At 70.7% G+C, this 24,785-nt stretch carries 25 protein-coding genes and 1 riboswitch; of the genes, 12 read left to right on the top strand and 13 right to left on the bottom strand.

What is annotated here, in order from left to right; translation table 11 throughout:
• Positions 1 to 33 precede the first annotated feature (33 nt).
• From FXF68_RS24530 to FXF68_RS43165, 3 genes are all read right to left on the bottom strand, one after another.
• Complete coding sequence (locus FXF68_RS24530; protein WP_148763055.1) at positions 34 to 618, bottom strand: ferritin-like domain-containing protein; 585 nt, start codon at positions 616 to 618, stop codon at positions 34 to 36.
• A gap of 33 nt (positions 619 to 651) precedes the next feature.
• A complete protein-coding gene (locus FXF68_RS24525; protein ID WP_148763053.1) occupies positions 652 to 1,329 on the bottom strand; it encodes an MIP/aquaporin family protein in 678 nt (225 codons plus the stop codon).
• 187 nt (positions 1,330 to 1,516) lie between these two features.
• Complete coding sequence (locus tag FXF68_RS43165; RefSeq protein ID WP_342787179.1) at positions 1,517 to 3,175, bottom strand: TIR domain-containing protein; 1,659 nt, start codon at positions 3,173 to 3,175, stop codon at positions 1,517 to 1,519.
• Positions 3,176 to 4,093: 918 nt separating this feature from the next.
• Here FXF68_RS43165 and FXF68_RS24515 point away from each other — a divergent pair.
• From FXF68_RS24515 to FXF68_RS24490, 6 genes are all read left to right on the top strand, one after another.
• Positions 4,094 to 4,843 (top strand): hypothetical protein, encoded by a 750-nt coding sequence (locus tag FXF68_RS24515; protein ID WP_222870071.1) that lies wholly within the window; start codon positions 4,094 to 4,096, stop codon positions 4,841 to 4,843.
• A gap of 256 nt (positions 4,844 to 5,099) precedes the next feature.
• On the top strand, positions 5,100 to 5,930 hold the full coding sequence (locus FXF68_RS24510) for an SAM-dependent methyltransferase (RefSeq protein WP_148763049.1): 831 nt from the start codon (positions 5,100 to 5,102) through the stop codon (positions 5,928 to 5,930).
• Positions 5,931 to 6,342: 412 nt separating this feature from the next.
• Positions 6,343 to 7,251: a DUF5753 domain-containing protein gene (locus FXF68_RS24505; RefSeq protein WP_148763047.1), complete on the top strand. Its 909-nt coding sequence runs from the start codon at positions 6,343 to 6,345 to the stop codon at positions 7,249 to 7,251.
• A gap of 137 nt (positions 7,252 to 7,388) precedes the next feature.
• A complete protein-coding gene (locus tag FXF68_RS24500) occupies positions 7,389 to 8,252 on the top strand; it encodes a hypothetical protein (RefSeq protein ID WP_148763045.1) in 864 nt (287 codons plus the stop codon).
• A 306-nt stretch (positions 8,253 to 8,558) separates the two neighbouring features.
• A complete protein-coding gene (locus FXF68_RS24495; RefSeq protein WP_148763043.1) occupies positions 8,559 to 8,795 on the top strand; it encodes a hypothetical protein in 237 nt (78 codons plus the stop codon).
• The gene (locus FXF68_RS24490; RefSeq protein WP_148763041.1) at positions 8,792 to 9,409 is read left to right on the top strand and encodes a hypothetical protein; all 618 of its coding nucleotides are present in this window, start codon (positions 8,792 to 8,794) and stop codon (positions 9,407 to 9,409) included. The genes FXF68_RS24495 and FXF68_RS24490 overlap by 4 nt, the downstream gene beginning before the upstream one ends.
• Positions 9,410 to 9,474: 65 nt before the next feature.
• On the opposite strand, the gene FXF68_RS24485 is transcribed toward FXF68_RS24490, so the two are convergent.
• The 6 genes from FXF68_RS24485 to FXF68_RS24460 all read right to left on the bottom strand — a co-directional run bounded on the left by FXF68_RS24485 (position 9,475) and on the right by FXF68_RS24460 (position 14,917).
• On the bottom strand, positions 9,475 to 9,963 hold the full coding sequence (locus tag FXF68_RS24485) for a flavin reductase family protein (protein WP_148763039.1): 489 nt from the start codon (positions 9,961 to 9,963) through the stop codon (positions 9,475 to 9,477).
• Between the two features lie 16 nt (positions 9,964 to 9,979).
• A complete protein-coding gene (locus FXF68_RS24480; protein ID WP_148763037.1) occupies positions 9,980 to 11,188 on the bottom strand; it encodes an acyl-CoA dehydrogenase family protein in 1,209 nt (402 codons plus the stop codon).
• Positions 11,189 to 11,204: 16 nt separating this feature from the next.
• On the bottom strand, positions 11,205 to 12,701 hold the full coding sequence (locus tag FXF68_RS24475) for an aldehyde dehydrogenase family protein (protein ID WP_148763035.1): 1,497 nt from the start codon (positions 12,699 to 12,701) through the stop codon (positions 11,205 to 11,207).
• Positions 12,698 to 13,096 carry a YybH family protein gene (locus FXF68_RS24470; RefSeq protein WP_187438089.1) on the bottom strand — a complete coding sequence of 133 codons (399 nt, stop codon included), beginning with the start codon at positions 13,094 to 13,096 and terminating at the stop codon, positions 12,698 to 12,700. Before FXF68_RS24470 ends, FXF68_RS24475 begins: the two co-directional genes overlap by 4 nt.
• A gap of 103 nt (positions 13,097 to 13,199) precedes the next feature.
• Positions 13,200 to 14,246: a LuxR C-terminal-related transcriptional regulator gene (locus tag FXF68_RS24465; RefSeq protein WP_187438088.1), complete on the bottom strand. Its 1,047-nt coding sequence runs from the start codon at positions 14,244 to 14,246 to the stop codon at positions 13,200 to 13,202.
• Between the two features lie 92 nt (positions 14,247 to 14,338).
• A complete protein-coding gene (locus FXF68_RS24460; RefSeq protein ID WP_148763029.1) occupies positions 14,339 to 14,917 on the bottom strand; it encodes a TetR/AcrR family transcriptional regulator in 579 nt (192 codons plus the stop codon).
• 89 nt (positions 14,918 to 15,006) lie between these two features.
• Between FXF68_RS24460 and FXF68_RS24455 the strand changes: the two genes are divergently transcribed.
• The 5 genes from FXF68_RS24455 (at position 15,007) to FXF68_RS24435 (ending at position 19,681) form a co-directional block, all read left to right on the top strand.
• Positions 15,007 to 16,407 (top strand): MFS transporter, encoded by a 1,401-nt coding sequence (locus tag FXF68_RS24455; RefSeq protein WP_148763027.1) that lies wholly within the window; start codon positions 15,007 to 15,009, stop codon positions 16,405 to 16,407.
• A 40-nt stretch (positions 16,408 to 16,447) separates the two neighbouring features.
• Entirely contained in the window at positions 16,448 to 16,972 is a 525-nt protein-coding gene (locus tag FXF68_RS24450; protein ID WP_148763025.1) for a DUF4396 domain-containing protein, read from the top strand.
• 58 nt (positions 16,973 to 17,030) lie between these two features.
• The gene (locus tag FXF68_RS24445) at positions 17,031 to 17,411 is read left to right on the top strand and encodes a BlaI/MecI/CopY family transcriptional regulator (RefSeq protein ID WP_148763023.1); all 381 of its coding nucleotides are present in this window, start codon (positions 17,031 to 17,033) and stop codon (positions 17,409 to 17,411) included.
• 4 nt (positions 17,412 to 17,415) lie between these two features.
• Positions 17,416 to 18,390: a M56 family metallopeptidase gene (locus FXF68_RS24440; protein ID WP_148763021.1), complete on the top strand. Its 975-nt coding sequence runs from the start codon at positions 17,416 to 17,418 to the stop codon at positions 18,388 to 18,390.
• A gap of 90 nt (positions 18,391 to 18,480) precedes the next feature.
• Positions 18,481 to 18,631, top strand: a riboswitch (cyclic di-AMP (ydaO/yuaA leader).
• A 6-nt stretch (positions 18,632 to 18,637) separates the two neighbouring features.
• Positions 18,638 to 19,681 carry a C40 family peptidase gene (locus FXF68_RS24435; protein WP_148763019.1) on the top strand — a complete coding sequence of 348 codons (1,044 nt, stop codon included), beginning with the start codon at positions 18,638 to 18,640 and terminating at the stop codon, positions 19,679 to 19,681.
• Here FXF68_RS24435 and FXF68_RS24430 read toward each other — a convergent pair.
• Entirely contained in the window at positions 19,678 to 20,550 is an 873-nt protein-coding gene (locus FXF68_RS24430) for an SDR family NAD(P)-dependent oxidoreductase (RefSeq protein WP_148763017.1), read from the bottom strand. The genes FXF68_RS24435 and FXF68_RS24430 overlap by 4 nt on opposite strands.
• A 122-nt stretch (positions 20,551 to 20,672) precedes the next feature.
• On the opposite strand from FXF68_RS24430, the gene FXF68_RS24425 reads away from it, so the two are divergent.
• Positions 20,673 to 21,293, top strand: a complete 621-nt coding sequence (locus FXF68_RS24425) for a PadR family transcriptional regulator (RefSeq protein ID WP_148763015.1) — start codon at positions 20,673 to 20,675, stop codon at positions 21,291 to 21,293.
• Between the two features lie 16 nt (positions 21,294 to 21,309).
• On the opposite strand, the gene FXF68_RS24420 is transcribed toward FXF68_RS24425, so the two are convergent.
• The 3 genes from FXF68_RS24420 to FXF68_RS24410 are packed head-to-tail and all read right to left on the bottom strand — an operon-like array spanning position 21,310 to position 24,751.
• Positions 21,310 to 22,740 (bottom strand): amidase, encoded by a 1,431-nt coding sequence (locus FXF68_RS24420; protein ID WP_187438087.1) that lies wholly within the window; start codon positions 22,738 to 22,740, stop codon positions 21,310 to 21,312.
• Entirely contained in the window at positions 22,737 to 23,966 is a 1,230-nt protein-coding gene (locus FXF68_RS24415) for an MFS transporter (protein ID WP_148763012.1), read from the bottom strand. Before FXF68_RS24415 ends, FXF68_RS24420 begins: the two co-directional genes overlap by 4 nt.
• Complete coding sequence (locus FXF68_RS24410) at positions 23,963 to 24,751, bottom strand: alpha/beta fold hydrolase (protein ID WP_148763010.1); 789 nt, start codon at positions 24,749 to 24,751, stop codon at positions 23,963 to 23,965. The genes FXF68_RS24415 and FXF68_RS24410 overlap by 4 nt, the downstream gene beginning before the upstream one ends.
• Positions 24,752 to 24,785 lie beyond the last annotated feature (34 nt).

Genomic DNA, 24,785 nt, shown 5'->3' with positions numbered 1-24,785 from the left:
CGAGCCCCGGTCGGTGTGCTGCGCGGCGCGTCGCTAAGGGTCATTCTGGGGATTGGTCAGGGTGGTGGGCGGGAGGCGGGAGAGGTAGGGGGACCGGCCGCGGAAACCGCGTTGGAATCGGGCCGGTGGGCCCGTGGCGAGGAACTCCCGGAACCATGACTCGTGTTCGCTCTGCTCGAAGAGGATCGCCTGGGCGATGTCGTAGGTCCGGTGGTCCTTGTCCTGGGTGAGTTCACACAGATGGGTGTAGTGGCGCGCGGCTTCCCGAGCGGATTCGATGAGTGCGGTCACCAATGCGCGTGGGCCGTCGCCGATGCCGGCTAGTGGAGGCTCGTCTAAGGGACCGGCGGTTGCGAACAGGCTAAGGTCGTCCGGCAGACGTCCGTCCAGTTCGTAGATCCTGGTCACCAGGGCGTCGAAGTGATGATGGTGCTCGGCGCGTATGTCTGTGAGCACCTCTTGCAGATCCTGGCCCATTACGGCGGTCAGGCTCGCGTGCAGAACCGTGTAGCGGTAGTGCGCGGACAGTTTCGCTCGGGCGGCCGACGTCAACTCCTGGACGAGGGCGTCCACGTCGACACCGGCGCGCTCGGCGAGTTCGCGCGCGATGCTGCTCATGAGTGGTCTCCCCTTCGCGAGGCGACGGGCCGGTCAGACCGGCGACGTCTCCGCCGGGGTTTCCGCCGAGGTGTTCATAAGAGAGCGGTCTTCGGGGTTGAGGCCCAGGAACACCGCGCCGGCCAGGGCGCCTCCGAGCAGATCGGCCAGCAGCCAGATCCATATCTTCGTCCAGGCGAACAGGCCCATGGTCGCGGCGCCCAGGGCGACCGCGGGATTGAACGCCCCTCCTGAGGCGCCCCCGACCGCCAGCGCGCCGGCCAGGACGGTGAATCCGATGGCAAGCCCGTAGAAACTGTTGTTCGGGTGGTCCTTGCTGGTCGCCACGTTCAGGACGACGTAGGCGAGCGCGAACGTGAACACGACCTCGGCCAGGAGCGCCGTCCCGAGTGCGCGTCCGGACGGCGACAACTCCGCGACCCGGCCCGGGTTCACCACGTACTTGGCGGCCAACGCGGCGAGCACGCCCGCGGTGACCTGGACCGCCCAGTAGGCGAAGGCGTCGACCAGGCTGATCCGCCCCCGTAAGAACACCGCCAGCGTCACCGCCGGGTTGTAGTGCGCCCCGGACACGTGCCCGCCCGCGTACACCATCACCATCAGCACCGCGCCGATGGCCAGCGGGGCGAGCGGAGCCTTCGCCAGGACCGTGCAGCCCACGGTGAAGACCAGGAAGAATGTTCCGATGAACTCCGTGGCATAACTGCGCATGTCCGTCCCCCTGTCATTCTGGAATCACGGCATTTCATTTGCCGCCATCCACCGATCGTGTCACCCCATTCGAGTTCGGAGACGCCGGGTGCCCTTACGGGCTCATTACGGCCATGAGCGCTTCACAGATAGGTGTCGGCCGTGCCGCAATAGGTTCGCGTTGGAAAACGCCAAATTGGTCGCGCGTTCAATCGAGCCCGTCGAGCGAACTTGTCCCGGGGGCAGGGGACCAGATCTGGACCGTGCCGCGGGTGCCCGTCGTGATCCATTGGCCTGTTCGCCGCGGTGGTCGATCGAGGTGTTCGACCGGGCGTCTGGTTTGGCCGGGCCACATGCGGGCCGCCGTTCCGTCGTTGCCTACGCAGGCGAGCCACTCGGCCTCTGGGCCGACGATCAATTCCCCCAACGATCCGCCGGGAGGCGTGAGCGACCGCAGTCGTTTTCCGGTGCCGACGTCCCAGACCTGCACCGCTCTTCCGCCTGCGGTGGCCAGCCAGCCACCGGCCGGATCCACGACGAGATAGCCGATCCAAGCGTTCTTCACCCGATTGGTGAGGTCGACCTTTGTTTCCGCGCCGGGCATCGGCCAGATGCGGACGGTGGCATGAGATCCTCCGACGCAGCCGAGCCATTGACCGTTGGGGCCGTAGAAGAGCGCCTCCGTGCCGCGGCCGGGCGGCTTCAGGACCCGGAGCCGCTCGCCGCTCGGGATATCCCAGATTTGCACGTCGCTTCCACCGACGACCAGTCGGCGACCCTCCGGGTCGGCCGCCACGGCACCCGCTCCCCATTGGCCGGCCCACCTTTCCAGAAGCAGTTCATGGGAAGGGACGGACCACAGCCGGACCACGTGAATCCCATCGACCGCGGCGATCCAGTCGCCCTTGGGGCTCACCGCCAAGCCCTCGATGTCGCCCCACATGCCGTCGAACACGTGAAGCCGGGTGCGAGTGGCCTGGTCCCACAGTTCGACCAGTCCCTCGGAGGCCGTCGCCAGCCAGGTGCCGTCCGGTGCGGCGACCACTTTCGGCGCGCCGAAGTGTCGAACCCGGGCCAACCGGGCCAGCAGTCGCTCCAGCGAGGGAGGCTCGGCGCCGGGCCGCCGTGGCGTCGCGCCGTCGGCCGTTGCGCCGTCGGCCGTTGCGTCGTCAGCCGTCGCGTCCTCGACCGTTGCGTCCTCGACCGCCATGGGCGCGTCCCGGGGCGCAGGATCCTTTTGCGGGGTCTTGTTTATCGCCTGGCCCAGATTTCGGGCGAACAAGGGGCGTTTGGTCACCGGGCGAGCGCGACCGGTCGAACTCGCCAGAGCTTCAATGAGCACTTCCGGAGAGGCCGGCCAGCCGATGAGCGTGGCATAGCCGGTGAGGAGGTTGTCCAGGAGCCTTGCGGGCAGTGTGGCGCCCGTCTCGGCCAGCAGCTCGTGTGACAGTTCATCGGATCGGCGTAGCACCTCGGTGACCGGTCGGCGCGACGGCACCGGCTCCAGGCGCGGAGCGAGGAACGCGCCCGCGTCCGCCATTTCCGGGAGCAGTATTCCCACGACCGGCTTGGCGGTGCCGCGCGTCCGGGTCAAGGCGGCGTGCATCTCCCAGTCGACCCAGCGCCGGGTGTAGGTCTCGCGTCCGACGAGCACCACGAGGAAGTCGCACCCGGCGATCCGTTTGCGGATCTCGCGGCGCACCTCCGGCCCGGTATTGATCTCTCCTGGATAGATGGAGGAGCTGCGGATGACGGTCCCGTGCTCGCGTTCGAACCTCTCCCTGGCCGCAGCATTACCGCCGTGGTAGTAGCTGACGAAGACCGCGGCGGGGCTCTGCTGCCCGGACGAATCGGCAGGGGCTCGAATTCCGTAGCGTCCAGGACCAACTGCTCCGACGGCGCCGAAGCGCGCTCGCCTCGCAGGTCCAGCAGGACCTGGGCGAGCGGAAGGCTTGTCAGATACGCGTCCAGCTCGCTTTCGAAGTCCTGCTCGAACCGCGGATCACCGGCGACGTACTTCGGGCCGGTGAGAGTGGCCTTCAGGGTCTGTTGGCCGTACGGGAACGAGTACTCCACCGGCTGTCTCCGCGGTTGCAGGTCGGAATGGTCCCAGCCGAGGACGACCACCAAGGGAGTGTTGGGCTCGAGAACCAGGCGACGAACTCGGCGGCGGCCTCTGAGCAGGCAGTGGATGACGTGCTGCCCATCGGCGAGGCGATTGACCTCCAGCCACTGCGCCTCCTTCCGGATATAGCCCAGGATCCCTCCCACATAGAACGTCACCCGCCGGTCACCGGTCTGATGCAGCTCGGCACCCGCCCGCGACCGTGCCTGCGAGGGCAGCGGCGGCCGGTCCGGTGGAGGCGGCGGCGTCCATGGCTCGCTCAGTTCGCCTTCGAGCCACGCGGCGAGTTCGCGGGAGTTCTCCGGGCTGACCCGAGGTCCACCCGGCACCTTGAACCATTCATCTCGCGCCTGTCGAAAGCTCGAAGCGCGGCCGGTCGCGGTAAGCCCGGCCTCGCTGAGGGGCTGCCCGTCGACGGCCGGGGGATAGAACTCAAGCAGCGCCTCGCCTTTGTCGTAGGTGAGTCGATGAAACAACCCATACGGCTCGCCCGGGCGCAGTAACCGCACCCGGAACGTCCCCGCGTCCTCGTTGTTCAACTCCAGAACGTGCACGTCGTCTCCCGTCCACGGCGCCCGAGCACAGGATCTCCCACGAACTCCGCGCCACGGAAGAATTCCGGGACAGGACGGCGCTTGGTGGGCGGGTTAATGTTCACGGATGCAGACTGCGGCCTTCACCGCCGCCGCGAGCGTCCTCGTGGCCGTTCTCATCTACGTACTCAACCAGCGCGGGCAAGTACGTCAGGAGCTTCGCCAGGCGCGCCTGGCACGAGTGAACAGCCAACTGCGCGACCTCTATGGCCCGCTGCACGCCCTGGTCGAGGTCAACGAACGGATCTGGGAATCCCTCCGCGATGCCGGCCTGCCTACGAAACAGGATCGGCAGCCCGGTCAGACCCAGTGGGAAGACTGGCCCCTGTGGCGTGACGGGGCGCTGATGCCCGCCAACACCAGAATGCGGGACCTCATCATCAGCCACGCGGACCTGCTGATCGAGCCCGAGGTCCCGGCGCCCGTCCAGGACTTCTGCTCCCATGTGACCTCTTTCGAAGTCCTGCTGACCACCGAGGCCAAGGACGCTTCGAACAAGGCCCTGATCCCCCCATCCGGGCACCGCGTACCTCGACTACGTGAGGACCTCGTTCGCCCGCCTGAAAGCCGAGCAACACCAACTCCTCAGCCTCACCGCCCCCCGCTAGCCACACCGCGCGACGCCGCCGCCCTCCATGCGCAGAGGGCTCCGGCGGCGAGGGGGCGTATCTGGGACGGGGACCCGCGGTTCGCGTTCACGCCGGGCGGAGCCTGTGGCACTATCCGGCCACCGCGCCCGGGTGCTTGGCTTTTGGCGTCGGGCGGTGACCAATTTCAGCCGGAAAGCGCTCCGGTCTCGCGGCTGTATATCCGATGAGTCTGATGATGGTTTGGTGTCTCCAGATAAATGTGTGTTTAGTCAAGACTTGCGGAACGCGGGAGAACGGGTGGAGCCCAGGGGCAAACGATTCTCTGGAGAGGCGGTAACGCACGCGGCTATAGTTGTGCGATCGGTCGGCGGGGGCCGATGAGCGGGTACACGGATATGGCCGTGCAGACCGCCGCGAGGGGTTCAGTTCGCGTGTGTATTGCTATATTGTCGGAATGGTTTCTCCTGATCGGAGGGAACTCCCATGGTGGACGATTCACGGGCGCCGGATTTGCAGTCGACTCCTGACATCGACACCTCGGTGTCGCATTCGGCCAGGATCTGGGACTATTGGCTGGGAGGGAAGGAGAACTATCTGGTCGATCGTCAACTGGGCGACCAGATCGCCGAGGTGCTTCCCGATATCGTCGAGCAGGCCCGTGCCGATCGGGCGTTTCTGAAGCGTGTCGTCGGCTACTTCGTCGAGCAGGGGATTCGGCAGTTCCTCGACATCGGGACGGGCCTGCCGACCGCCGACAACACCCATGAGGTGGCCCAGCGCCTCGCCCCCAAATCGCGCATTGTCTACGTGGACAACGACCCGCTGGTGCTCGCGCACGCGCGTGCTCTGCTGACCAGTTCCCCGCAGGGGGCCACCTCGTATCTGGACGCCGACATGCACGATCCGGAAGCGATCGTGCGGGGCGCGCGCGAAACCCTTGACTTCACCTCGCCGGTGGCGATCACGATGCTGGGCGTGGTGTGGCATATCACCGACGACCAGGAGGCCCTCAGCATCGTCGGACGATTGATGGAGGAAACGGCGCCCGGCAGCTATCTCGCCATCGCCCATCCCACGATCGAGGTCACCGGCGAGAAGATGGCGGAGGCGATCCGTCAATGGAACCAGTTCGGCAAGCCGCCGGGTATCCACCGCAGCCCGGCGCAGATCGCGTCGCTGTTCACGGGCCTGGAACTGGTCGATCCCGGAGTGGTGTCCTGTACGCGCTGGCGTCCCGAGCCGCTGCCATTCGGAGAGCCCTCCGATTCTGATCAGTACTGCGGAGTGGCCCGCAAGCCCCAATCAGTGGGTTGAGGATCTCACCCGTACGCGGTGCGAGTCGATACGGACCGGCCGCTGACCGGTCCTTTCCCTGGCCTTCCGTCTCTGGGAGCATGGCTGCTCGGCGGGCGCCTTGTCCTGACTCGCGCACTGGCTGCACCATGCATGCTTTGTCGGGTTGGGGAAGCGGGTCTGACCAGAAGCCGAATTCGCGCGAACACGAGGCAGGAGAAGGATGCCCGATGGTATTCATGCTCCCGCCCGTACCGCGAAACAGGCCACCCCTAATCTCCGTTCCGCACGCCTGCCGGGGTGGCGGCATCGGCCGTGAACTGGTACGGCTAGAAATGAGAACCCGGTATCTCGGCTCGTTGTGCGATTCCGGGGAATGGGTGCCGCGCGTCGCCCGAAACAGCCTCGCTGGAACGCGCCAAGAGGGGGCAGTGTGACGGTGGCGCTGGGAGGCCAGCTCATCGCCCAGTTGTACGGGCAGATGAGTGCCGATGAGGCCCTGGGCCCGACGATGCCACGGCTGCTGCTCGGCGCCCGGCTACGCCGACTCCGCAAGCAGCGCGGACTGCACAGGCAGGACGCGGCGCGGGTGGTCGGTTCCGAAGCCCGGTTGGTGAGCATGGAACTGGGCCTGATCGGTTCTCTGCTCGACGACGTGGTCGCGCTTTGCGACCTTTATGAAGTCGAGGAGCACGGCACGCGTGTGGTGCTGGTGGAGATGGCTCGCCAGTCGCGTCGCCCCGGCTGGTGGCAGCCCTTCCGGCAATTGATCCCCGCCTGGTTCCTGCCGTACCTGGGGTCCGAGCAGACGGCCGGGGTCATTCGGTCCTACGCCGTCCAGTCGATTCCCGACCTGCTGCAGACGCCGGACTATGCCCGCGCCCAGTTGGGTGCGCTGCCCGGCAAGATCACCGATGAGCAGCTGGACCTGCGAGTCCAGTTGCGAATGCGGCGCCAACGCATCCTCCACTCCGACCAGCCCACGCGGATCTGGACGATCATCGACGAGGCGGCGCTCCGCCGGCCCCTCGGAGGGCCGGACACGATGCGCCGTCAACTGGAGCACCTGCGCGGGCTGTGCGCGCGTTCGAACATCGCCGTCCAGGTGCTGCCGTTCGAGCTGGGCGGCCATCCGGCGCTGGGCGGCCCGATCACGATGCTGCGATGGCGCACCCACGAGCTGCGCGACCTGGTCTTTCTGGAGCAGTTGGACAGCGCGGTCTATCCCCTCCGGCCCGGCGACAGGGACTACTACCGGCATGCCATGAACCTTCTGGGGACGCAGGCGCCGCCGCCCGAGCGAACACCCGCGATACTCGACCAGGTGATCAACTCTATGTGATCAAGTCATGTCGTACCGTGTCATCCGGCACAGACAAGGCACTGTCCACCATGCCAGGCTGACGGAACCGGGTGGGTGCCAGCGCGTGAGAGGCCCGCCGCGCGCGGCATGCCCCAACGTCACCGAACGGGACCACCATGAGCAACCGACTCTTCTACCCAGCGGGAAACAAGGAGTTCGCCGCCGATCTTCGACGGTTACGCTCCGACTGCGGCGAGCCGAACTACTCCAGCCTGATCGGCATAGTGCCGAAACTGGACGAGTTCTTCCCTCTCAAACACGGCCGCACGAGCCTTCCGGAGAGCGTGTCCCGCTCACATCTGAGTCAGTTCTTCAACGGCGCCCGCCAGCCGTCTGCCGAATACCTCGCGGTGATCGTGCTCAGCCACCTCCGCTGCGCGGCGGAGAACGGCAGCATCCGAATCGACCCGGCCACCGACGCCCCACTCGGGTGGGAGGCGATTCTGGAGGCGTGGCAGAAACGGCTCCGCGAGGCCCGGCAGCAGGACGACGTCCGCGACGCGAGCCCGGCGCCGAACCCGTCCGCGCCGGCCGACCGGTCCTCGGTGCTGCCATCGGTGTCGTTGATCGACCCCGGCACACCCCGCCGCGCCGACCCGGTCCACCTGGCGCCCGGCGAGGTGGACGCGCTCATCGCCCACGGCGCCTACGGAAACGTGCTGCACGAGCATGCCGCGCTCGGCGACCGCGAAGCCATCTACCAGGTCGGCGTGGTCCTGGCCCTCCACCGCGACTACCGCGTCAGGGCAGTCGCCTATCTCCTCAACGCCACCGCGGCAGGACATCCCACTGCGTCGGGCCTGGTGCCCGATTCCGGGCAGGGCATCGACCTTTGTCATGCGCTCGCACGCGCCAAGACCTTGGCCGACATGGCCGAGACGAGCGGGCATGAGACGGCCTTGCGGTTCTTCCGGCTCTGCGTCCTGCGAGCCGATCTCGGCGACCGTCCCGTCGCCGTCGAGGGCGACGAGCCTCACTGAGCCCGGGTCCGCAGGATGACCGGCTCACACTGAGCTTTTCACTTCTCCCGGCCGCCCACAGCTGCTGACAAGTACCCGCATTGGCGGGCGAACCGGTGCGAGTCGAGCGCGTTTACCGCCGATTACACGGCTCGCGCGATCGTTCACGGCCGTTCACCAGCGTTCACAACCGGTCGGCGATCGGCTTTTATGCTTCACGAATTCTTCTTTCGTGGCGAAGCGGCGAGCGCGGTCCAAGCGGGACGGAATAGTTCGTCACATCGTTTCGGGCCCCTGACCTGCCGAACCACGCTGGAGAGAGAGCCGTTGACGCCCCCCATGTCCACCGCGCGCCGCGCCGCCGAGCGCGGTCGCCGCACCGGCCCGCAATGCGCGGACGAGGCCGCCTTAGCCATGACTCTGACGACCGTCTGGATGGTCCGGACGGGCCGGCTCCTCGACCGCAAGCCGATCATGCACGAGCTCAGCGCCGACGAGCTCGTCGAGTTCTGGGACGACCCGCTCCGCGAAGCCACCACGAAAGCCAAGGTGTTTCCGTCTTGATCGACTTCTTCCTGCGGAACGTCATCGGCCAGCCGAACCCCGCCGGCGCCAAGCCGCGCCACCAACTGCTGGCCGCGAACGACATTCGCGGGTTCTCACAGTACGACGAGGCAACGAAGATCAGCCTGCACAAGGCCCTTTACCGGATCACGCGGCAGGCATGCGACACGGCGGGCGTCCCGTGGCGCTCCGCCCGCCCCGAGGATCGCGGCGACGGAATCCTGATGATTCCCAAGTCGGCGGGCCTGGAAGTGCTTCTCACGGTTTTCCTGGACGAGATCCGCAGCGGCATCAGAGCCCACAACAGGACCATCTCGGACGAGCGGCACGCACTCCGGCTGCGAATGGCGCTCGCCGACGGCTACGTGCACCGGGAACCGCACGGTGTCATCGGAATGCCCGTCAATTTCCTCTTCCGCCTCCTTGAGGCGGAGACCTTCAAACAGCAGCTAAAGGAGAGAAACGCCGAGTTCGGCCTCATCCTGTCCGACCAGGTTCACCAGATTGCCGTGGACTACCGGCTCATCGGCGCCAAGTCCTTCATCCGCACTCAGGTGGACGTCAAAGAGACGCACACCAACGGATGGACCTGGATCCCGCTCGACGACCCGTAGCCCGGACGAGAGGGCCGGGCACGGGCTCTGGCGGGGGGCGCCAGAGCCCGTGCCGGGCGGGCCGCTCATACCGGGGCGAGGCGGCGGAAGCGGCTGGTGTGGAAGACCAGCGGAGGGGTCTCGGGCCTGGCCGCCAGGCTCAGCACCTCCAGCAGGACGATCACGTGGTCGCCGGCCGGGATCTCGTCGTGGAGGCGGCAGTCCAGCCAGGCGGTGGCGTCCAGGACGAACACCCCGCCGCCCGGACGGGCCTCCCAGTCCACCCCGTTGAACCGGTTGCCCTCCTTGCGGGACAGGCGCAGGCACGCTTCGTTGTGGTTCTCGGCGAGCACGCTCAGCCCGAGCCGCGGCGCGTGCCGCAGCCTCGGCCAGGTCTCCGAGGTGTTCTGGACGCAGATCGACACCAGCGGCGGGGCGAGGGACACCGAGGTGAACGTGCTCGCCGCCATGCCGGCCGGCGTCCCGTCGACGAGCGCGCACACCGCGGTGACACCGGACGGGAAGCACCCGAAGGTCCGTCTGAGCACCGCGACGTCCTCGGTGACCTCCTGCATTTCGATCACCTGTCCGTCAGGCCGTGGCGAGCGAGGGGGCCCGCGCCGGGTCCAGCCCCATCGTGATCAGTCCGGCCATCTCGGCGCAGGCGTACGCGTTCGGCGGCATGATCGCCGCCGTGGTCACGTCGCGCAGCATCCGCTCGTAGCCCCTCGGACGCATCAGCGCGTTGAGGCCGCCCGCCGCGGTGCCGAGCTCGACGAGGCGTCCGATCGCGTCCGCCAGCATGAGCTTCGCCTTCAGGTAGGCGTGGCAGGTGGGCAGGCCCGGGCCGTTCGTGTCGGCGTTCCACGCGGCCTGGTACATCATCAGCCGGGCGGCCTCGACGTGCGTCGCGACCCGTCCGATCGCGGAGCTGATCGTCGGGTGGTAGCCCATCGGCTGGGCGTAGCCCTTGGCGGTCCGGGTGCCGAGGTTCTCGGTCAGCCAGGCCACCATGCCCTCGGCGAGGCCGAGGTAGCAGCCGGTGTAGCCGCCCCAGCTCACGGCGGCCTGCGCGACGATCCAGTTGGTGACGAAGTCGTCGATCGGCCCGAGGACGAGTTCCGCCGGGACGTGCGCGTCGGTGATGTTCACCTTGTTGCTGCGCGTCGCCCGCATCCCGAGCGTGTCCCAGACGTCCTCGACCACGATGTGGTCCGGCTGGTCGACCGGGAGGAGGAACGCGATGACGGACGTCGGGTCGTCGCTCCAGTCGGGACGCGCGAACATGAAGGCGTAGTCGCTCGCCTCCCAGATCGACGCGAACATCTTCGTCCCGGTGACGCGCAGTCCGCCGTCGGCGGCGCGGGCGGCCGTCACCGTCGGGAGAAACGTACCGGGCAGCAGGCTCGACGAGGACGGCTCGGACAGCGGCGCCGAGATCAGCGCGCCGTCGTCGATCACCAGCGCGGCGACGTGCTTCTTGACCTCGGGGTCGAACGACGGCAGTTCCGCGGCGATGCGGGTCGCCACGTAGTGCATGTTGAAGCCGAGGGCCGTCGAGGCGTCGCCCTGCGCGAGCTGCTCGACGGTCGCGAGCCACGCCGTGGACCGCGCGCCGAGCCCGCCCAGGTCGGTCGACAGCCCCGCCCCGTACAGTCCCGCCTCGCGCAACGCGGCGAAACTCTCCGCGGGAATGGCGCGCCGCTCGTCGGCGTCGGCGGCGCGCGGCGCGATCTCGGCCGCGAGCCGTTTTCCGATCTCCGCCATTCTCAGGCTTTGTTCGTCCAGCCGGAAGTCCATTATTCCTCCACGAGGTTCAGTCCCACATCGGGGGACGCGCGGTATCGAGACTGACGTTGACGACCTTCGTGGCCTGGTATTCGGCGATCGTCTCCGCGGCGCCCTCGCGCCCGAAGCCGCTGGCCTTCACGCCGCCCTGGGGCTGGCCGAGGGGGGTGGCGAACCAGGTGTTCACCCAGACCATGCCCGCCTCAAGGCGTCCGGCGATGCGGTGCGCGCGGGCGAGGTCGGTCGTCCAGACGCCGCTGGCGAGGCCGTAGGCGACGGCGTTCGCGCGGGCGACGGCGTCGTCCTCGTCCGTCCAGCGCTCGACGGTGAGGACGGGGCCGAAGAACTCGTCGCACGAGGCGCTCGTCCGGCCGTCCGGGTCGGCGAGGACGGTCGGCCGGTAGAACGCGCCGCCGCCGAGGTCGCCGCCCAGTTCGGGGACGACGTGCCCGGCCGCGACCGTCACGCCCTCGGCGACGGCCTTGTCGACCGCGCCCGCGACGCGATCCCGGTGCGCGACGCTGATCAGCGGTCCGAGCTGCGTGGACGGGTCGAGCGGGTCGCCGACGCGGATCCGGTCGGCGCGGGCCGCGACGCGCTCCAGCAGCTCGTCGTGCACATCGGCGTGCGCGAGGACGCGGGACGAGGCGAAGCACACCTCGCCGTTCGCGGCGAAGATCCCGGTGAGGACGTCGTCGGTGAGGGTGTCGAGGTCGGCGTCCGGGCCGACGATGAGCGAGCCCTTGCCGCCGAGCTCCATCAGCGCTGGGATCAGCGCGCCGCCCGCCCGGCTGAGGATCGTCCGCGCGGACGCCGTCCCGCCGGTGAAGCTGATCTTGGCGACGCGCGGGTCGGTGACGAGCGCGTCGCCCGCGCTCGCGCCGAGGCCGGTGACCACGTTGACGACGCCCGGCGGCAGCAGGTCGGCGATCGCCTCGACGAAGCGGACGGTGCTCACCGACGCCAGCTCGGACGGCTTCACCACCACCGTGTTGCCCGCCGCGAGCGCCGGGGCCAGCTTGTGCGCGACGGAGATGAGCGGCGAGTTCCACGGCACGATCGCGGCGATCACGCCGAGGGGGCGCCGGGTGGTGTAGACGTGCGACGACTCCGGCGCGCCCTGGATCGTCTCGCCGTGGATGCCGCGCGCCATCCCCGCGAAGTAGCGGAAGATCTCGGCGGCGGTCGGGACGTCGATCAGCTGCGCCTCGCGGATCGCCCGCCCGTTCTCGGTGGCGAGCAGCGCGGGCCACTCCGCCGCCGTCGTGGTGAGCCGGTCGGCGATCGCCCAGAGGACGGCCTGCCGCTCGGCGAGGGAGGTCGTCCGCCAGGTCTCGAACGCGGCGGCCGCCGCCGCGACGGCCTCGGCCACGACCTCGGCGTCGCAGTCGGCGATGTGCGCCCACGTCCGGCCGGTCGCCGGCTCGACGGCCGGGAGCAGCTTGGCGAACGGCCGCCGCTCACCGCCGACGATCGCCGGCAGCGGCCGGTCGATCGTCAGGCGGCCGGTGGCGACCGTGGTCACGAGTCGAGTCCGATGTGGGCGGAGTGGAACGGGTTGTCGATCACGATGCGCCACGTGCCGTCCGCGCGGCGGCGGAAGACGTTGGAGTCGATCGCGCTCATCTCGACCGGCGTGCCGTCCGGGCCCGTCCCGGTCAGCTCCCAGCGCAGCGCGACCAGGACGATGTCGTCGGCCTCGACCCGGTGCAGTTCCTTGATCGACAGGTGCGGCTTGAGTTCGAGGAACTCCGCCAGCGCCGCGCGGAGCTGGTCCATGCCGCGCGCCGGGGGCGTCCCGGGGCCGGTCTGGAACACCGTGTTCTCGTCCCAGCAGGAGAGCGCGCCCTCCAGGTCACCGGCATTCATCGTCTCGACGAACAGATCGTTGAGCTCCGTGACACTGTTGTGTGATCCCATGCCGGAGACGCTACAAATCGTCCATTCCCGGCACATCACCCGTTTATGGGGACGCTGCGGTCACCCGAAGGTGGGACCTCGCCGCGAAGGCGGGATCGCGGGATCAGCGCAGAAACAGACCGGCCAACTCGACCCGTGAATGGACATCGAGCTTCGCGTAAATCGACTTCAGATGGTGTTTCACGGTGTTCGGGCTGATGTGCAGGCGCGCGGCTATCTCCTGGTCGCGCCGTCCGGCGGCGACGAGTTCGGCGATGGCCGCCTCCCGGCCGGTGAGCAGGCGGCGCAGCGCGGGCGGCAGCCCCGGCGCGGACGACTCCGCCGCCAGGATCGACACGATCACCGAGGGCCGCTCGGGCAGCGGCGCCGACGTCACGCTGACCTCGGTCGGCGCGCCGCTCCCGGCGGGCCGCACGGTCAGCCGCCGGGTCGCCTCGCCGCCGTCGATCGCCGCGTCGAGGACGGACCACGCGTCGTCCGCCGCGTCGAGCAGCGCCCGCGCCGGACGGTTCGCGTGCCGCTCGGCCCGCTCCAGGTCGGTGACGACGATCGCCTGGCCGCTCGCCTCAAGCGCGCCCCACCAGGCCGCCCGCTCGGCGTCGATGGCGGTGACCAGGTCCGTCGCGGCGACCGCCGCCTGGAACATCATCGCGGCGACGGTCGCGCGCCGCCGGTCGCCCTGGTCGAAGGCGGGCTCGCCGCCGTTGCGGGCGAAGTTGACGGTCCCGACGATCTCGCCGCCGCTGACCAGCGGCGCGCACATCACGTGCGCCATGTCGTAGTGCCGGAACAGCTCCCGGACGATCGGCGCCTGCCGCCACTGGTCGGCGGGCGCGACCAGGGAGTCGTCGAAGGCCCGCCGGGCCGCGACCGCGCCGCGCAGCACCGGGTCGACCGCCCGGCCGAAGCGCTCGTAGCGGTGGACGTAGAACCGGCTGAGCCCGCGCACCTCCGACGCGCGCGTCTCGCCCGTCCGGGGGTCGAACAGGTACACGCCGAAGGCGAAGGACGGCACATGGCGCGCGACCCACTCGAAGTAGCGGTCCTGCAGCTCGTCCAGCCCCCGGGCGGTGACGAGCACGGCCAGCCCGGAACTCAAGCGCTCCTCGTCGGCGACCATCGCGTCGCCGACATCGATGTCGTCGCCCATCCAGCGAGTATGCGCCGCCGACATACGTTCGTGCTAGACAGCACGGCCACTGATTATCGCTCCGACCTGCGAAATCATGATCGTCCAGGGTGTCAGCGGGTCAGGATCGACCGCACCGTCCCGGTGACGACCTTCGGCGCGTCCTCCCGGGCCAGCCGGTCGGCGCGGATCTCCTCGGCCGCGCCGTGCAGGACGTACTGGATCACGCCGACCAGCCAGGCGATCGGCATGTCGGTGCGGAAGACGCCGTCGTCCTGGCCTCGGCGGATGAGTTCTTCGAGGCGCTCGGCCGGGGCCGAGTGCAGCTCGCGGATGCGTCCGGCGGGGAGGGTGCCCTCGGCCGCCGCCAGCAGCGCCATCGACTCGGCCACCAGGGACCAGCTGGATTCGAGCAGGCGGCTCAGCGCGTCCCGGGCGTCGCCGGTGAGGTCGATGGCCGACAGCACCTCGTCGCCCGCGCGCAGCGCGTCCGACAGGGCGGCCTCCACCAGCGCGGCCCGGTTGGGGAAGTGGCCGTAGAGCGTCATCCGGCCGACCCCGGCGTGCCGGGCGATGTCGTCGATGCTCGCGTTCGAGTTCCCGCTGAGGCATTCGCGGGCCGCGCCGACGATGCGGGCGATGCTGCGCTCGGCGTCCGCGCGGCGGCGCCGTCCAGGTGAGGCGGTGGGCATGCGCACACTCTAACTCGTACTGCGGAATACGTGTTAACCTCCGGACATTGAAGTCGTATACCGCAGTACGAGTTAAGAGGAGCCCCCCCATGACAGACCAGGCCCACGAACCGTCCACGGAGCAGGGGGCGCGGCATCCGCTGCGCTGGCGCATCCTCGGCCTTCTCGGGCTGGCCCAGCTCATGCTGATCCTGGACGTCACCGTCGTCGCCATCGCGCTGCCCCACATCGAGGCCGACCTCGACCTGAGCCGCCAGGCCGTGACCTGGACGGTCAGCGCCTACACCCTCACCTTCGGCGGCCTCATGCTGCTCGGCGGACGCGCCGCCGACCTGTTCGGCGCGCGGCGCGTCGTCCTCGCCGGGCTGCTGATCTTCACCGCGGCGTCGCTGGTGACGGGGCTCGCGGGCGCGGGCGGACTGCTGCTCGCCGGACGGATCGCCCAGGGGCTCGGCGCGGCGCTGCTGTCCCCGTCCGCGCTGTCGTTCGTGGTGAGCCTGTTCGACGGCGAGGAGCGGAACAAGGCGCTCGGCGTCTGGTCGGCGCTCGGGGGCGGCGGCGCGGCCCTCGGCGTCCTGCTGGGCGGGGCGCTCACCGCCGGACCCGGCTGGCCGTGGGTGTTCTACGTCAACGTGCCGATCGGCCTCGCCGTCGCCGCCGCGCTCGCCCGGATGCTGCCCCGGCGGGACGTGCCCCGGGCGCGCGGCGGGCTCGACCTCCTCGGCGCGCTGCTGGTCACGGCCTCGTCCGGCAGTCTGATCTACGCCTTCATCCGCGCCGGGGACCACGGCTGGCTGACGGCCGCGACCGGGCTGCTCGTCGTGCTCGCGGCGGTCGGTTACGCGGCCTTCGTGATCCGGCAGCGGACCGCCGCGTCCCCGATGATGGACGTCGCGCTGCTCGTCCGGCGGACGGTCGCCACCGGCACGTTCCTGATCCTCGTCGCCACCGCCCTGATGATCGCGGTGTTTTTCCTCGGCACGTTCTACTTCCAGCACGCGCGCGGCTACGGCGCCCTGCGCACCGGCCTGCTGTTCCTGCCGGTCGCGGCGGCGACGATGCTCGGCGCCGACCTCACCGGCCGCGCCATCGCCCGGACGGGCGCGCGCCCGCTCGCCGTCGTCGGGCCGCTCGTCGCCGCCGCCGGGATGGCGCTCCCCGCCCTGTCGATGCACCCGGCGACCGTCGTGGCCGGGACGGCGATCGCGGGCGCCGGGACCGGCGCGATGTTCGTCGTCGCGTCCGCGACCGCGCTGGGTCGGGTCGCCCCGCACGAGTCCGGCATCGCGTCCGGCATCGTCAGCACGTTCCACGAGTTCGGCGCGTCCATCGGGGCCGCCGTCATCTCCAGCGTCGCCGCCGCCAGCCTCGTCGGCGACACGCTCGACGGCTTCACGGACGGGTTCGTCCTCGCCGCGATCGTCGCCGCCGTCACAGCGGCCGCCGCGGCCGCACTGACCCCCGGACGTCCGACCTCCTACAACGTGTAGGGCATACTTCCCGAGTCGGACAAGCGGCTGGAGAGTATGGATGACCACGCACAACGGGCACGAGTCGCACCAGAGCGGCACGCACGGGCACGACCACCACGCGCACGACGATCACGGGCATGCCGGGGCGGTCTCCTGGACGATGGCCGCGCAGGCGACGTTGCACTGCCTCACCGGATGCGCGATCGGCGAGGTGCTCGGCATGGTCATCGGGACGGCGTTCGGCTGGTCGAACGCGGCCACGATCGTCCTCGCCGTGATCCTCGCGTTCGTGTTCGGCTACGCGCTGACCATGCGCGGAGTGCTGAAGGCCGGGCTTTCGTTGCGGGCGGCGTTCAAGGTCGCGCTGGCCGCCGACACGGTGTCGATCGCGATCATGGAGGTGCTGGACAACGCGACCATGGTGCTGATCCCCGGCGCCATGCACGCGGGGCTGGCGGACGCGACGTTCTGGGGCGCGCTTGCCATCGCGTTCGTCGTCGCGTTCGTCCTCACGACCCCGGTGAACCGCTGGATGATCGGCAAGGGGAAGGGGCACGCGGTCGTCCACCAGTACCACCACTGACGGCTTCCAAGGCGGCGCCGGGTTCTCCGGCACAATGTGGGGAACGGAGGTGTCTCGCATGGCAGGACTGGGTGGATCGCTTGAGCGCTCCATCATGGACGTGCTGTGGGAGGCGCCCGGCCCGCTGCGGGTCCGCGAACTGCTGGCGGAACTGAACGAGAACGCCGACAGGACGCTCGCGTACAACACCGTCCAGACCGTGGCCGAGCGGCTGGCCCAGAAGGGGCTGCTGCGGCGCACGCGGGACGGGCTGGCCTTCCGCTATTCGCCGACCCGCGCCCGGGAGGAGTACGCGGTCGAGTTGATGCTCGACGCGCTCACCGAGTCCGCCGACCACGGGAGCATCCTCACCCGGTTCGCCGAGAGCGTCCCGCCGGAGGACGCGCGCCACCTGCTGGACGCCCTGCGCCGCCGCGCCTCCGGCGCCGAAGGGGAATGACGGCGTGGTCTACCTCGTCCTCGGGCTGATCGCCACCGCCGTGCTGCTCGGCTGCGCGGCGGGGCCGGTGCTCGACCGGCTGGGACGGCCCGCCGCGCATCCGGGGACCGCCGTCGCCTGCTGGGTCGGGGCCGTGACCGGCACCTTCATCGCCTGCGCCGGGGTCGTCGCGGCGGCGCTGCTGTCGCCGCCCGCGCCCGGCCACGGCCTGCTGGAATGGCTGCGCGACTGCCTGCCGCACCACGGCGGGAAGGCGATCGCCACGGCGGCGGGCGCGACCCTGGTCCTGCTCGCGGCGTGCGGGTTCCGGGTCGCGCGCGGCCTGCCCCGGCTGCGGCGCGCGGTGCGGCACCGGCGGCGGCACCGCGAGATGCTCCGGCTCGTCGCGCGGGAGGACGAGCGGCACGGCGACGTCCTCGTCCTCGACCATCCGGTCCCGGTGGCCTACTCGCTGCCCGACCGGCGGCGCGCGATCGTGGTCAGCACCGGGACGCGGGACGCCCTCACGCCGGAGGAGTTCGACGCGGTCCTCGTCCACGAGCGGGCCCACCTGCGGCAGCGGCACCACGCGCTGCTGCTCATGCTCGACCTGGCGCACGCCGTCCTGCCCTGGCCGCCCACCATCCGGCGGGCGAAGCGGACCCTTCCGCTGCTGCTGGAGATGGCCGCCGACGACGCGGCGGCACGGGCCTGCGGAGGACGGACGCTCGTCGGCGCGCTGCGGCGGCTCGCGGCGGCGCCCGGGGTGGCGTCCGGGGTGGCGTCCGGGGTGGCCGGGGCGCTCGGCGCCGCGAGCCCGGACGCCGGGGCGCTGGCGGAGCGGGTGCTGCGGCTGGAGAGCGCGGGGACGGGCGGGCCGCGCCGGGCCGGGCGGGCGGCCGCGTCCGCCTTCGCCGCGTCCGCCTTCGCCGCGCTCGCCGTCGCCGCCCCGCTGGCCGTCGCCGCCGCGACGATCACCGAGCTGACCCACCTCTGCTGAATTGTCGGATCTGCCGCTTGGGTGGCGAGATGAGGTCGTTATCTCCTACGCTGCGTCGGAGGCCGTCGCGGCGCGTCCCCGCCGGGGACGGTGGCGGCCGTGCCGAATCTCGCGGGCCCCGCGCGGCCCGCGGAACCGGGGAACCGTTTCTCCACCTGGGGTGAATCCGCTCCCGTGAGCGGTAGGGCGACTCCGGCCCGAACCCGGCAGCTCACCCGGTAGGCGGTACAGGAGAGGACACCACCGCATGCAGCGTCGCGCTGCCGATTCCGGAACGTCTGCCCGCCGAAGGATCGCCGCGGGCACGGCGTGGACGGCGTCCATCGCCCTCGCCGTGAGCCTCGCGGCTCCCCCGGCGGCGGTCGCCGAGCCGAAGCCGACCCGCAAGGAGCTGACCGCCCAGCAGAAGAAGCTCGCCGACGACGCGGAAAAGCTCAGCGAGCAGTACAACGGGCTGCGGGTCCGGCTCCAGCAGGCGCAGCGCGCCGCCAGGGTCGCCGAGGGCAACGCGGCGCGGCAGAAGAAGGCGCTGGACGAGGCGCGGGCGCGGATCGTCCAGCTCGCCGCCGACAGCTACAAGAACGGTCCGGCGGACCCGGCGGTCGCGTTCGCCTCGTCCGGCGACCCGCAGGCCGTGCTGGACCAGTCGGCCACCCTCAACTACTTCGCCCGCCAGGACGGCGCCCGCATCGCCCAGCTCCTCCAGATGATGCAGGCGGCGGAGCGCGCCCGGAAGTCGGCCGAGGCGCGGGCCAAGCAGGTCCGCGAACTCACCGAGGAAGCGAGGAAGAAGCGCAAGGACCTGCAGGCCAGGCTGAAGAAGGTCGAAGCGAAACTGGGGGTGGGGCCGGGGGCGCGCACGGGCGCGGGTCCGGCCGTGAACGTCGCTCCCGGCGGTGCTTCGGCGAAGGCCATGGCCGCGGTCGCGGCGGCGCTGAGCCAGCGCGGCGTCCCGTACTCGTGGGGCGGGGGCAGCGCGTCCGGGCCGACCTACGGCACCGCGCAGGGCGCCAACATCAAGGGCTTCGACTGCTCCGGGCTGACGCTCTACGCCTACGCCCAGGTCGGCATCAGCCTCCCCCACTACACCGGTGCCCAGTTCACCGCCGGAACCCGCGTCTCGCAGAGCCAGCTCAAGCCCGGCGACCTGGTGTTCTTCTACAGCGACCTGCACCACATGGGCCTCTACATCGGCAACGGGGACATGGTGCACGCGCCGCAGACCGGCGACGTCGTGAAGATCGCCCCGATCGCCGGCCGGCCGTTCGCGGGCGGCGTCCGGGTGGCCTAACTCGGTCGCTCGCCCTTCACCGGGGTGACCTTGTGCAGGCCGAGGGCCCGGGACAGCAGCCGGTCGCGCGTCCGCAACGGGAGGCGGGCGAGCAGGCCGAGCAGCCGCGTGTCCGGTCCGACGGTGTAGCGGGGCCTCGGCCTGCCCGCGGTCAGCGCGCGGACGACGGCCGCCGCGACGACCGACGGCGGCGCCGCCTTCGCCCGCGCCATCGAGGCGTTGACCGCGTCGAGCTGCCCCCGGTACATCGCGACCCGCTCGGGCGGCAGCCCGGCGGCCGTCGCCTCGGTGGCGGCGGCGGCCTTGGCGAAGATCGCGGTGTCCGTGAGCCCTGGTTCGACCACGACGACGCGGACGCCCCAGTGCGCCAGCTCCAGGCGCAGGGCGTCCGACATCGAGGCGAGCGCCGCCTTGCTCGCCGAGACCGGGCCGAAGAACGGGCCCGCCACCCGCGCGGTGGCGGCGGTCAGGTTGACGACCCGTCCCCGGCCGGACCTCAGCATCGGCAGGAACGCCCGCGTCACGGCGGCAGGGCCGAACACGTTGACCTCGAACTGGCGCCGCAGCTCGTCCGCCGGGACGAGCTCGAACGGCCCCTGCACGATGATCCCCGCGTTGTTGACCACGGCGTGGAGGTCGTCGCCCACGCTGATCCGCACCTGGCGGACGGCCTCCTCGATGCTCTCGGGGTCGGTGACGTCCAGCGGGAGGACCCGCACCCCGGGGATCTCGGAGAGCCGCCCGACGTTGCTCCGCACTCCGGCTAAGACCTGGAAGCCCTCCTCGGCCAGCGCCCGCGCGGTGGCGTGGCCGATCCCGCCGTTGGCCCCGGTCAGCAGGACCGCCCGCGACGCACCCGTTCCCGACATGTGATCACCTCAGCTGATTGGACGAACATGTTCGTTTGTACATGTCATCGTTTACCTGTGTGTTCCGATGTGTCAAGATGTGCGCAGGGCAGGGAATCGGATCTCGTCGCTGGAGTGTGCGGATGTCGCTGCGCCATGGCCTCCTCGGGTTGCTGGCCGAAGGCCCGGCGAGCGGATACGACCTGGCGCGCCGCTTCTCCGAGGCCCTCGGCCTGGTGTGGCCCGCCCGGCATCCGCAGATCTACATGGAGCTGTCCCGGCTGGAGACCGCGGGCCTCATCGAGGTCGACAGCCACGGCCCGCGCGGACGCAAGGCGTACCGGCTCACGGACGCGGGCCTAGCCGAGGTGCGTCGCTGGCTGTCCGAGGTGGAGGTCGACCACACCTTCCGGATGGAGACGCTGTTCCGCTCCTACTTCTTCTGGCTCATGGAGCCGGACGACCTCAAGGCGCACCTGGCCCGCGAGGAGCGGTTCTACGACGAGATGGCCCAACGGCTGCGGGGCTACGCCGAGAGCAAGGACCGCGGCGAATGGGGCACCGGCCGCCAGGCGCGCGCGATGCGGATCGCGCTGGAGGCGGGCGTCCGCGTCAACCAGGCGCTGGTCGACTGGGCCCGCTGGGCGCAGGAGACCGACCCCATGACCGCCGACGACTTCGGCACCGCCCAGCCCGACGAAGCCCAGCCCGACGAAGCCCGGCCCAACGAAGCCCAGCCCGGCGGAACCGGGTCGACCGGTTGAGCGAGGCGCGCGCCCCTCAGCCCGCGAATACCGCGGGCCGTTGCCGCGCCCAGGGGCGGGCGCGCTCGATCTGGGCCGCCAGGCGGATGAGGACGTCCTCGCGCCCGTAGGCGGCGGCCAGGTGGACTCCCACCGGCAGGCCGTCGGCGCTGAACCCGAACGGGACGGACGCGGCGGGCTGCCCCACCATGTTGAACTGCGGCGTGAAGCAGAGGATCCGGATCGACCTGCGCAGCCCCTCCTCGCCGTCGAAGTAGCCGAGCGGGGTCGCGGGCGTCGGCAGGACGGGCGAGAGCAGCACGTCGAACCCGCCGTCCGCCCACCAGGAGGCCATCCGGCGGCGGAAGCGGTCCCGCCAGTCCTGGTTGGCGATGTGCCGGGCCGCGCCGATCTCCGTGCCGCGCTCCCGCCACCACCAGGCCATCTCCTCGGCGTCGCCGCGTTCGAGCGGACGTCCCGCGAGCGCCTCCAGGTCCTCGAACATCGCCGTGACGGTGGGGCTGAGCAGTTGCAGCCACCGGTCAAGGAACTCGGGGTCGGTCATCGCCTCGGGGTGCGACACCTCAACCCGGTGGCCGAGCCCGGAGAGGAATTCGGCCGCCTCGCGGACGACCGCGTTGACGTCGGCGTCCACGGGGAAGCCGTTGACGTCCGGGACGTCCATCAGCCCGATGCGCAGCGGCTCCGGGTCGGTGGAGGTAAGCGCGAGGTAGCTGTCCGGACGGTGCGGCGCGACCATCGAGTCGCCGGTGCGGTAACCGGCGGCGAAATCCAGCGCGGCGGCGGTGTCGCGCACCGACCGCGACACGAACCCGAGGGTGGTGTGGCCCTCCATGTTGTCGCCGCCCGGCGCCGGGCTGATCCGTCCGCGGCTCGGCTTCAGGCCGAAGAGCCCGCAGTTCGACGCGGGCATGCGGATGGACCCGCCGCCGTCGCTGGCCTGCGCGATCGGGACGAGCCCCGCCGCGACCGCCGCCGCCGACCCGCCGGACGAGCCGCCGGTCGACCGGCCGGTGTCCCACGGGTTGCGTGCCGGGCCGTAGGCGACCGGCTCGGTGGTGTTGACCAGGCCGAACTCGGGGACGTTCGTGCGTCCGAGGATCGCGAACCCGGCCCGCCTGACCGACTTGGTCAGCTCCGCGTCCTCGGTGGCGCGGTGGCCGAGGTCGCGGAGCAGCCGGTTGCCGGAGTGCGACGGCTCCCCCGCCATCTCGCACCCGAGGTCCTTCAGGAGGGTCGGGACGCCGTGGAACGGGCCGTCCGGGAGGCCGTCCGCGACCTCCTGGCGCGCCTTGTCGAAACGGCGGTGGATGACGGCGTTGATGCGTCCGTCCACGGCCTCGATCCGGGCGATCGCGGCCTCGGTCAGCTCGGCCGCCGTGACCTCCCCGGCACTGACCAGCGCGGCCTGGCCGATCGCGTCCATGCCTGCGAGTTCTTCGCTCATGCCCATGACGTGGTGCCTTCCTTCTCGGGTGGATGCGGAGTGGCGGGGGCGGCGCGCGACAGATGGAGTTGCGCGAGGAGCAGCAGGGCGGCGGCGACGAGCGACATGCCGCAGGTGATCGTCCAGGCGGCGCCGCCGCCGAGCCGCTCGAACACCACCCCGAACACGAGCGGCCCGGTCATCGCGCCGACGTACACGCCCGCCTGCACGACCCCGGTGGCCCCGGCGACGTCATCGCCGAAGCGCTGCGTGACCGAGAGGTGGAACAGGCCCGACCAGCCCCAGCCGAGGCCGAACGCGAGGAGCGCCCCGGCCGTGAACAGGCCGACCGAGCCGCTCGCGAGGAACGCGTAGCCGACGCCGCCGCCGACCAGCATCACGGCGGCCGGACGCAGGTAGTCGGGTCTGCGCCCGTTCCCGGACCATCCGGCGGCGACGCGGACCGCGACGCACACGGCGCTGCCCGCCATCTGGAGCGCCGCCGCCGAGCGGGCCGTCATCCCCATGTCGGCGGCCGAGCTGGTGAGGAACGCCGGGATGTTCGTCCCCGCCATCGACGCGAAGGACGCCCCGCACATCAGCAGCGGCAGCGAACCACCGATCCGGCGACGGCGGCGACGTGTCTGGATCGTTCCAGAGCGGCCCGCGTCCCGGCCCCGGACGTCCGGGACGCCGAACGCGACCACCGCCGCCTCGACCGCGAGGACGGCCGCGCACCAGCGCCAGCCGAGGGTCAGCGCCAGGAACGGGATCAGCAGCGCGACGACCAGCGTGGCGAGCGGCACCGCCGACTGGTTGAGCCCGAACGCGAGCCCGCGGAACCGCCTCGAAATCACCGTGCCGAGCGCCTGGCTGACGGTCGGCTGCACCATCGAGTTGCCCGCGCCCCCGGCGATCTGCGCGAGCAGCAGCGTCTGCCAGTTCCACGCGGACGCCACCAGCGCGAGCGACACGACGGCGAGGACCATCGCGGTCCGCACGCAGCGCCGGGCGCCGAACCGGCGGACGATCCGTCCCGCCGCCATCGACATGGCCGCTGACACCCCGAAGTACACGGCGACGACGACCGCGAGGTGCACGGACGTGAAGGGGAAGTCGTCCCGGATGTGGATGGCGAGGACACCGACCAGGAACGGCGGCACCGCGGCGGAGACCGTGCAGAACACCGACGCGGCGACGATCGACCATTCGCGCCGCCCCATGGACGCCGCGCCCCCGGGACTCACCTCGCGGTCACGAACTTCACGACCTCGTCGGCGAACGCGGCGGGCTGCTGCTCCGGGAGCGACACCCCGGCCCCTTCGATGAGCCGGAAGGTGGCGCCGAGCAGTTCCGCGAGCCGCTCCTGGTCCGGCATCGAGTAGCCGTCGCCCGCGCCGCAGATCAGGTGGACCGGTGCGGCGACAAGGGGAATCCGCTTCTCCATCGGATACTCGTTCACGGCGACGTGCCCTTCCTCGACGCGGTCGATCACGCCGAGCGCGTCGATCACGCACCGGGTCAGGTGGGCCTCCTCGCCCTTCTCATAGAAGGCTCCCCGGCGGCGCCACAGCTCGGTGAGGTGGCCGCCGTCCGGCTCGGGGTCGACGTGGTCGATCGGCGGACGGTCCCGGACGAGCAGCCGCCGCTCCGGCGTGACGTGCGGCATCGCCGACAGGACGAGCGCGTCCACCCGCGCTGGATACCGCGCGGCGGTCTCCAGCGCGATGACGGCCCCGGTGTGGTGACCGACGACCGCGACGCGCTCCAGGGAGAGGGCGTCGAGCAGGGCGGCGACTCCGTCGGCGAACAGCTCGATGGAGAACGTCTGGGACGTGCGGGCGGACTGCCCGAACCCGAGCGTGTCCATCGCGATGGCCCGGACGTGCTGCCCGGCCAGCGGGAGGACGTCGATGTACTCCGTCCAGGAGCGGGGCGTCTGGTGCAGGAAGAGCACCGGCGTGCCGGTCCCGCACTCGGCGAAGTGGATCTGACCGAACGGGGTGTCGGCGTACGAGCGTCGGATCTGCATGCGGGCTCCTAGATAACCGGCAAGGTCAACCGGC

It is taken from the genome of Actinomadura decatromicini, assembly GCF_008121305.1.
GTDB classification, from domain to species: domain Bacteria; phylum Actinomycetota; class Actinomycetes; order Streptosporangiales; family Streptosporangiaceae; genus Spirillospora; species Spirillospora syzygii.
This window is presented reverse-complemented; position numbering and strand designations above follow the sequence as displayed.

Excerpts from the sequence above, each read along its gene's own strand:
- FXF68_RS24530 (WP_148763055.1), bottom strand. The coding sequence starts at position 618 with ATGAGCAGCATCGCGCGCGAACTCGCCGAGCGCGCCGGTGTCGACGTG.
- FXF68_RS24525 (WP_148763053.1), bottom strand. The coding sequence starts at position 1,329 with ATGCGCAGTTATGCCACGGAGTTCATCGGAACATTCTTCCTGGTCTTC.
- FXF68_RS24515 (WP_222870071.1), top strand. The coding sequence starts at position 4,094 with ATGCAGACTGCGGCCTTCACCGCCGCCGCGAGCGTCCTCGTGGCCGTT.
- FXF68_RS24510 (WP_148763049.1), top strand. The coding sequence starts at position 5,100 with ATGGTGGACGATTCACGGGCGCCGGATTTGCAGTCGACTCCTGACATC.
- FXF68_RS24500 (WP_148763045.1), top strand. The coding sequence starts at position 7,389 with ATGAGCAACCGACTCTTCTACCCAGCGGGAAACAAGGAGTTCGCCGCC.
- FXF68_RS24485 (WP_148763039.1), bottom strand. The coding sequence starts at position 9,963 with ATGCAGGAGGTCACCGAGGACGTCGCGGTGCTCAGACGGACCTTCGGG.
- FXF68_RS24480 (WP_148763037.1), bottom strand. The coding sequence starts at position 11,188 with ATGGACTTCCGGCTGGACGAACAAAGCCTGAGAATGGCGGAGATCGGA.
- FXF68_RS24470 (WP_187438089.1), bottom strand. The coding sequence starts at position 13,096 with ATGGGATCACACAACAGTGTCACGGAGCTCAACGATCTGTTCGTCGAG.
- FXF68_RS24465 (WP_187438088.1), bottom strand. The coding sequence starts at position 14,246 with ATGGGCGACGACATCGATGTCGGCGACGCGATGGTCGCCGACGAGGAG.
- FXF68_RS24460 (WP_148763029.1), bottom strand. The coding sequence starts at position 14,917 with ATGCCCACCGCCTCACCTGGACGGCGCCGCCGCGCGGACGCCGAGCGC.
- FXF68_RS24455 (WP_148763027.1), top strand. The coding sequence starts at position 15,007 with ATGACAGACCAGGCCCACGAACCGTCCACGGAGCAGGGGGCGCGGCAT.
- FXF68_RS24450 (WP_148763025.1), top strand. The coding sequence starts at position 16,448 with ATGACCACGCACAACGGGCACGAGTCGCACCAGAGCGGCACGCACGGG.
- FXF68_RS24445 (WP_148763023.1), top strand. The coding sequence starts at position 17,031 with ATGGCAGGACTGGGTGGATCGCTTGAGCGCTCCATCATGGACGTGCTG.
- FXF68_RS24435 (WP_148763019.1), top strand. The coding sequence starts at position 18,638 with ATGCAGCGTCGCGCTGCCGATTCCGGAACGTCTGCCCGCCGAAGGATC.
- FXF68_RS24430 (WP_148763017.1), bottom strand. The coding sequence starts at position 20,550 with ATGTCGGGAACGGGTGCGTCGCGGGCGGTCCTGCTGACCGGGGCCAAC.
- FXF68_RS24425 (WP_148763015.1), top strand. The coding sequence starts at position 20,673 with ATGTCGCTGCGCCATGGCCTCCTCGGGTTGCTGGCCGAAGGCCCGGCG.
- FXF68_RS24420 (WP_187438087.1), bottom strand. The coding sequence starts at position 22,740 with ATGAGCGAAGAACTCGCAGGCATGGACGCGATCGGCCAGGCCGCGCTG.
- FXF68_RS24410 (WP_148763010.1), bottom strand. The coding sequence starts at position 24,751 with ATGCAGATCCGACGCTCGTACGCCGACACCCCGTTCGGTCAGATCCAC.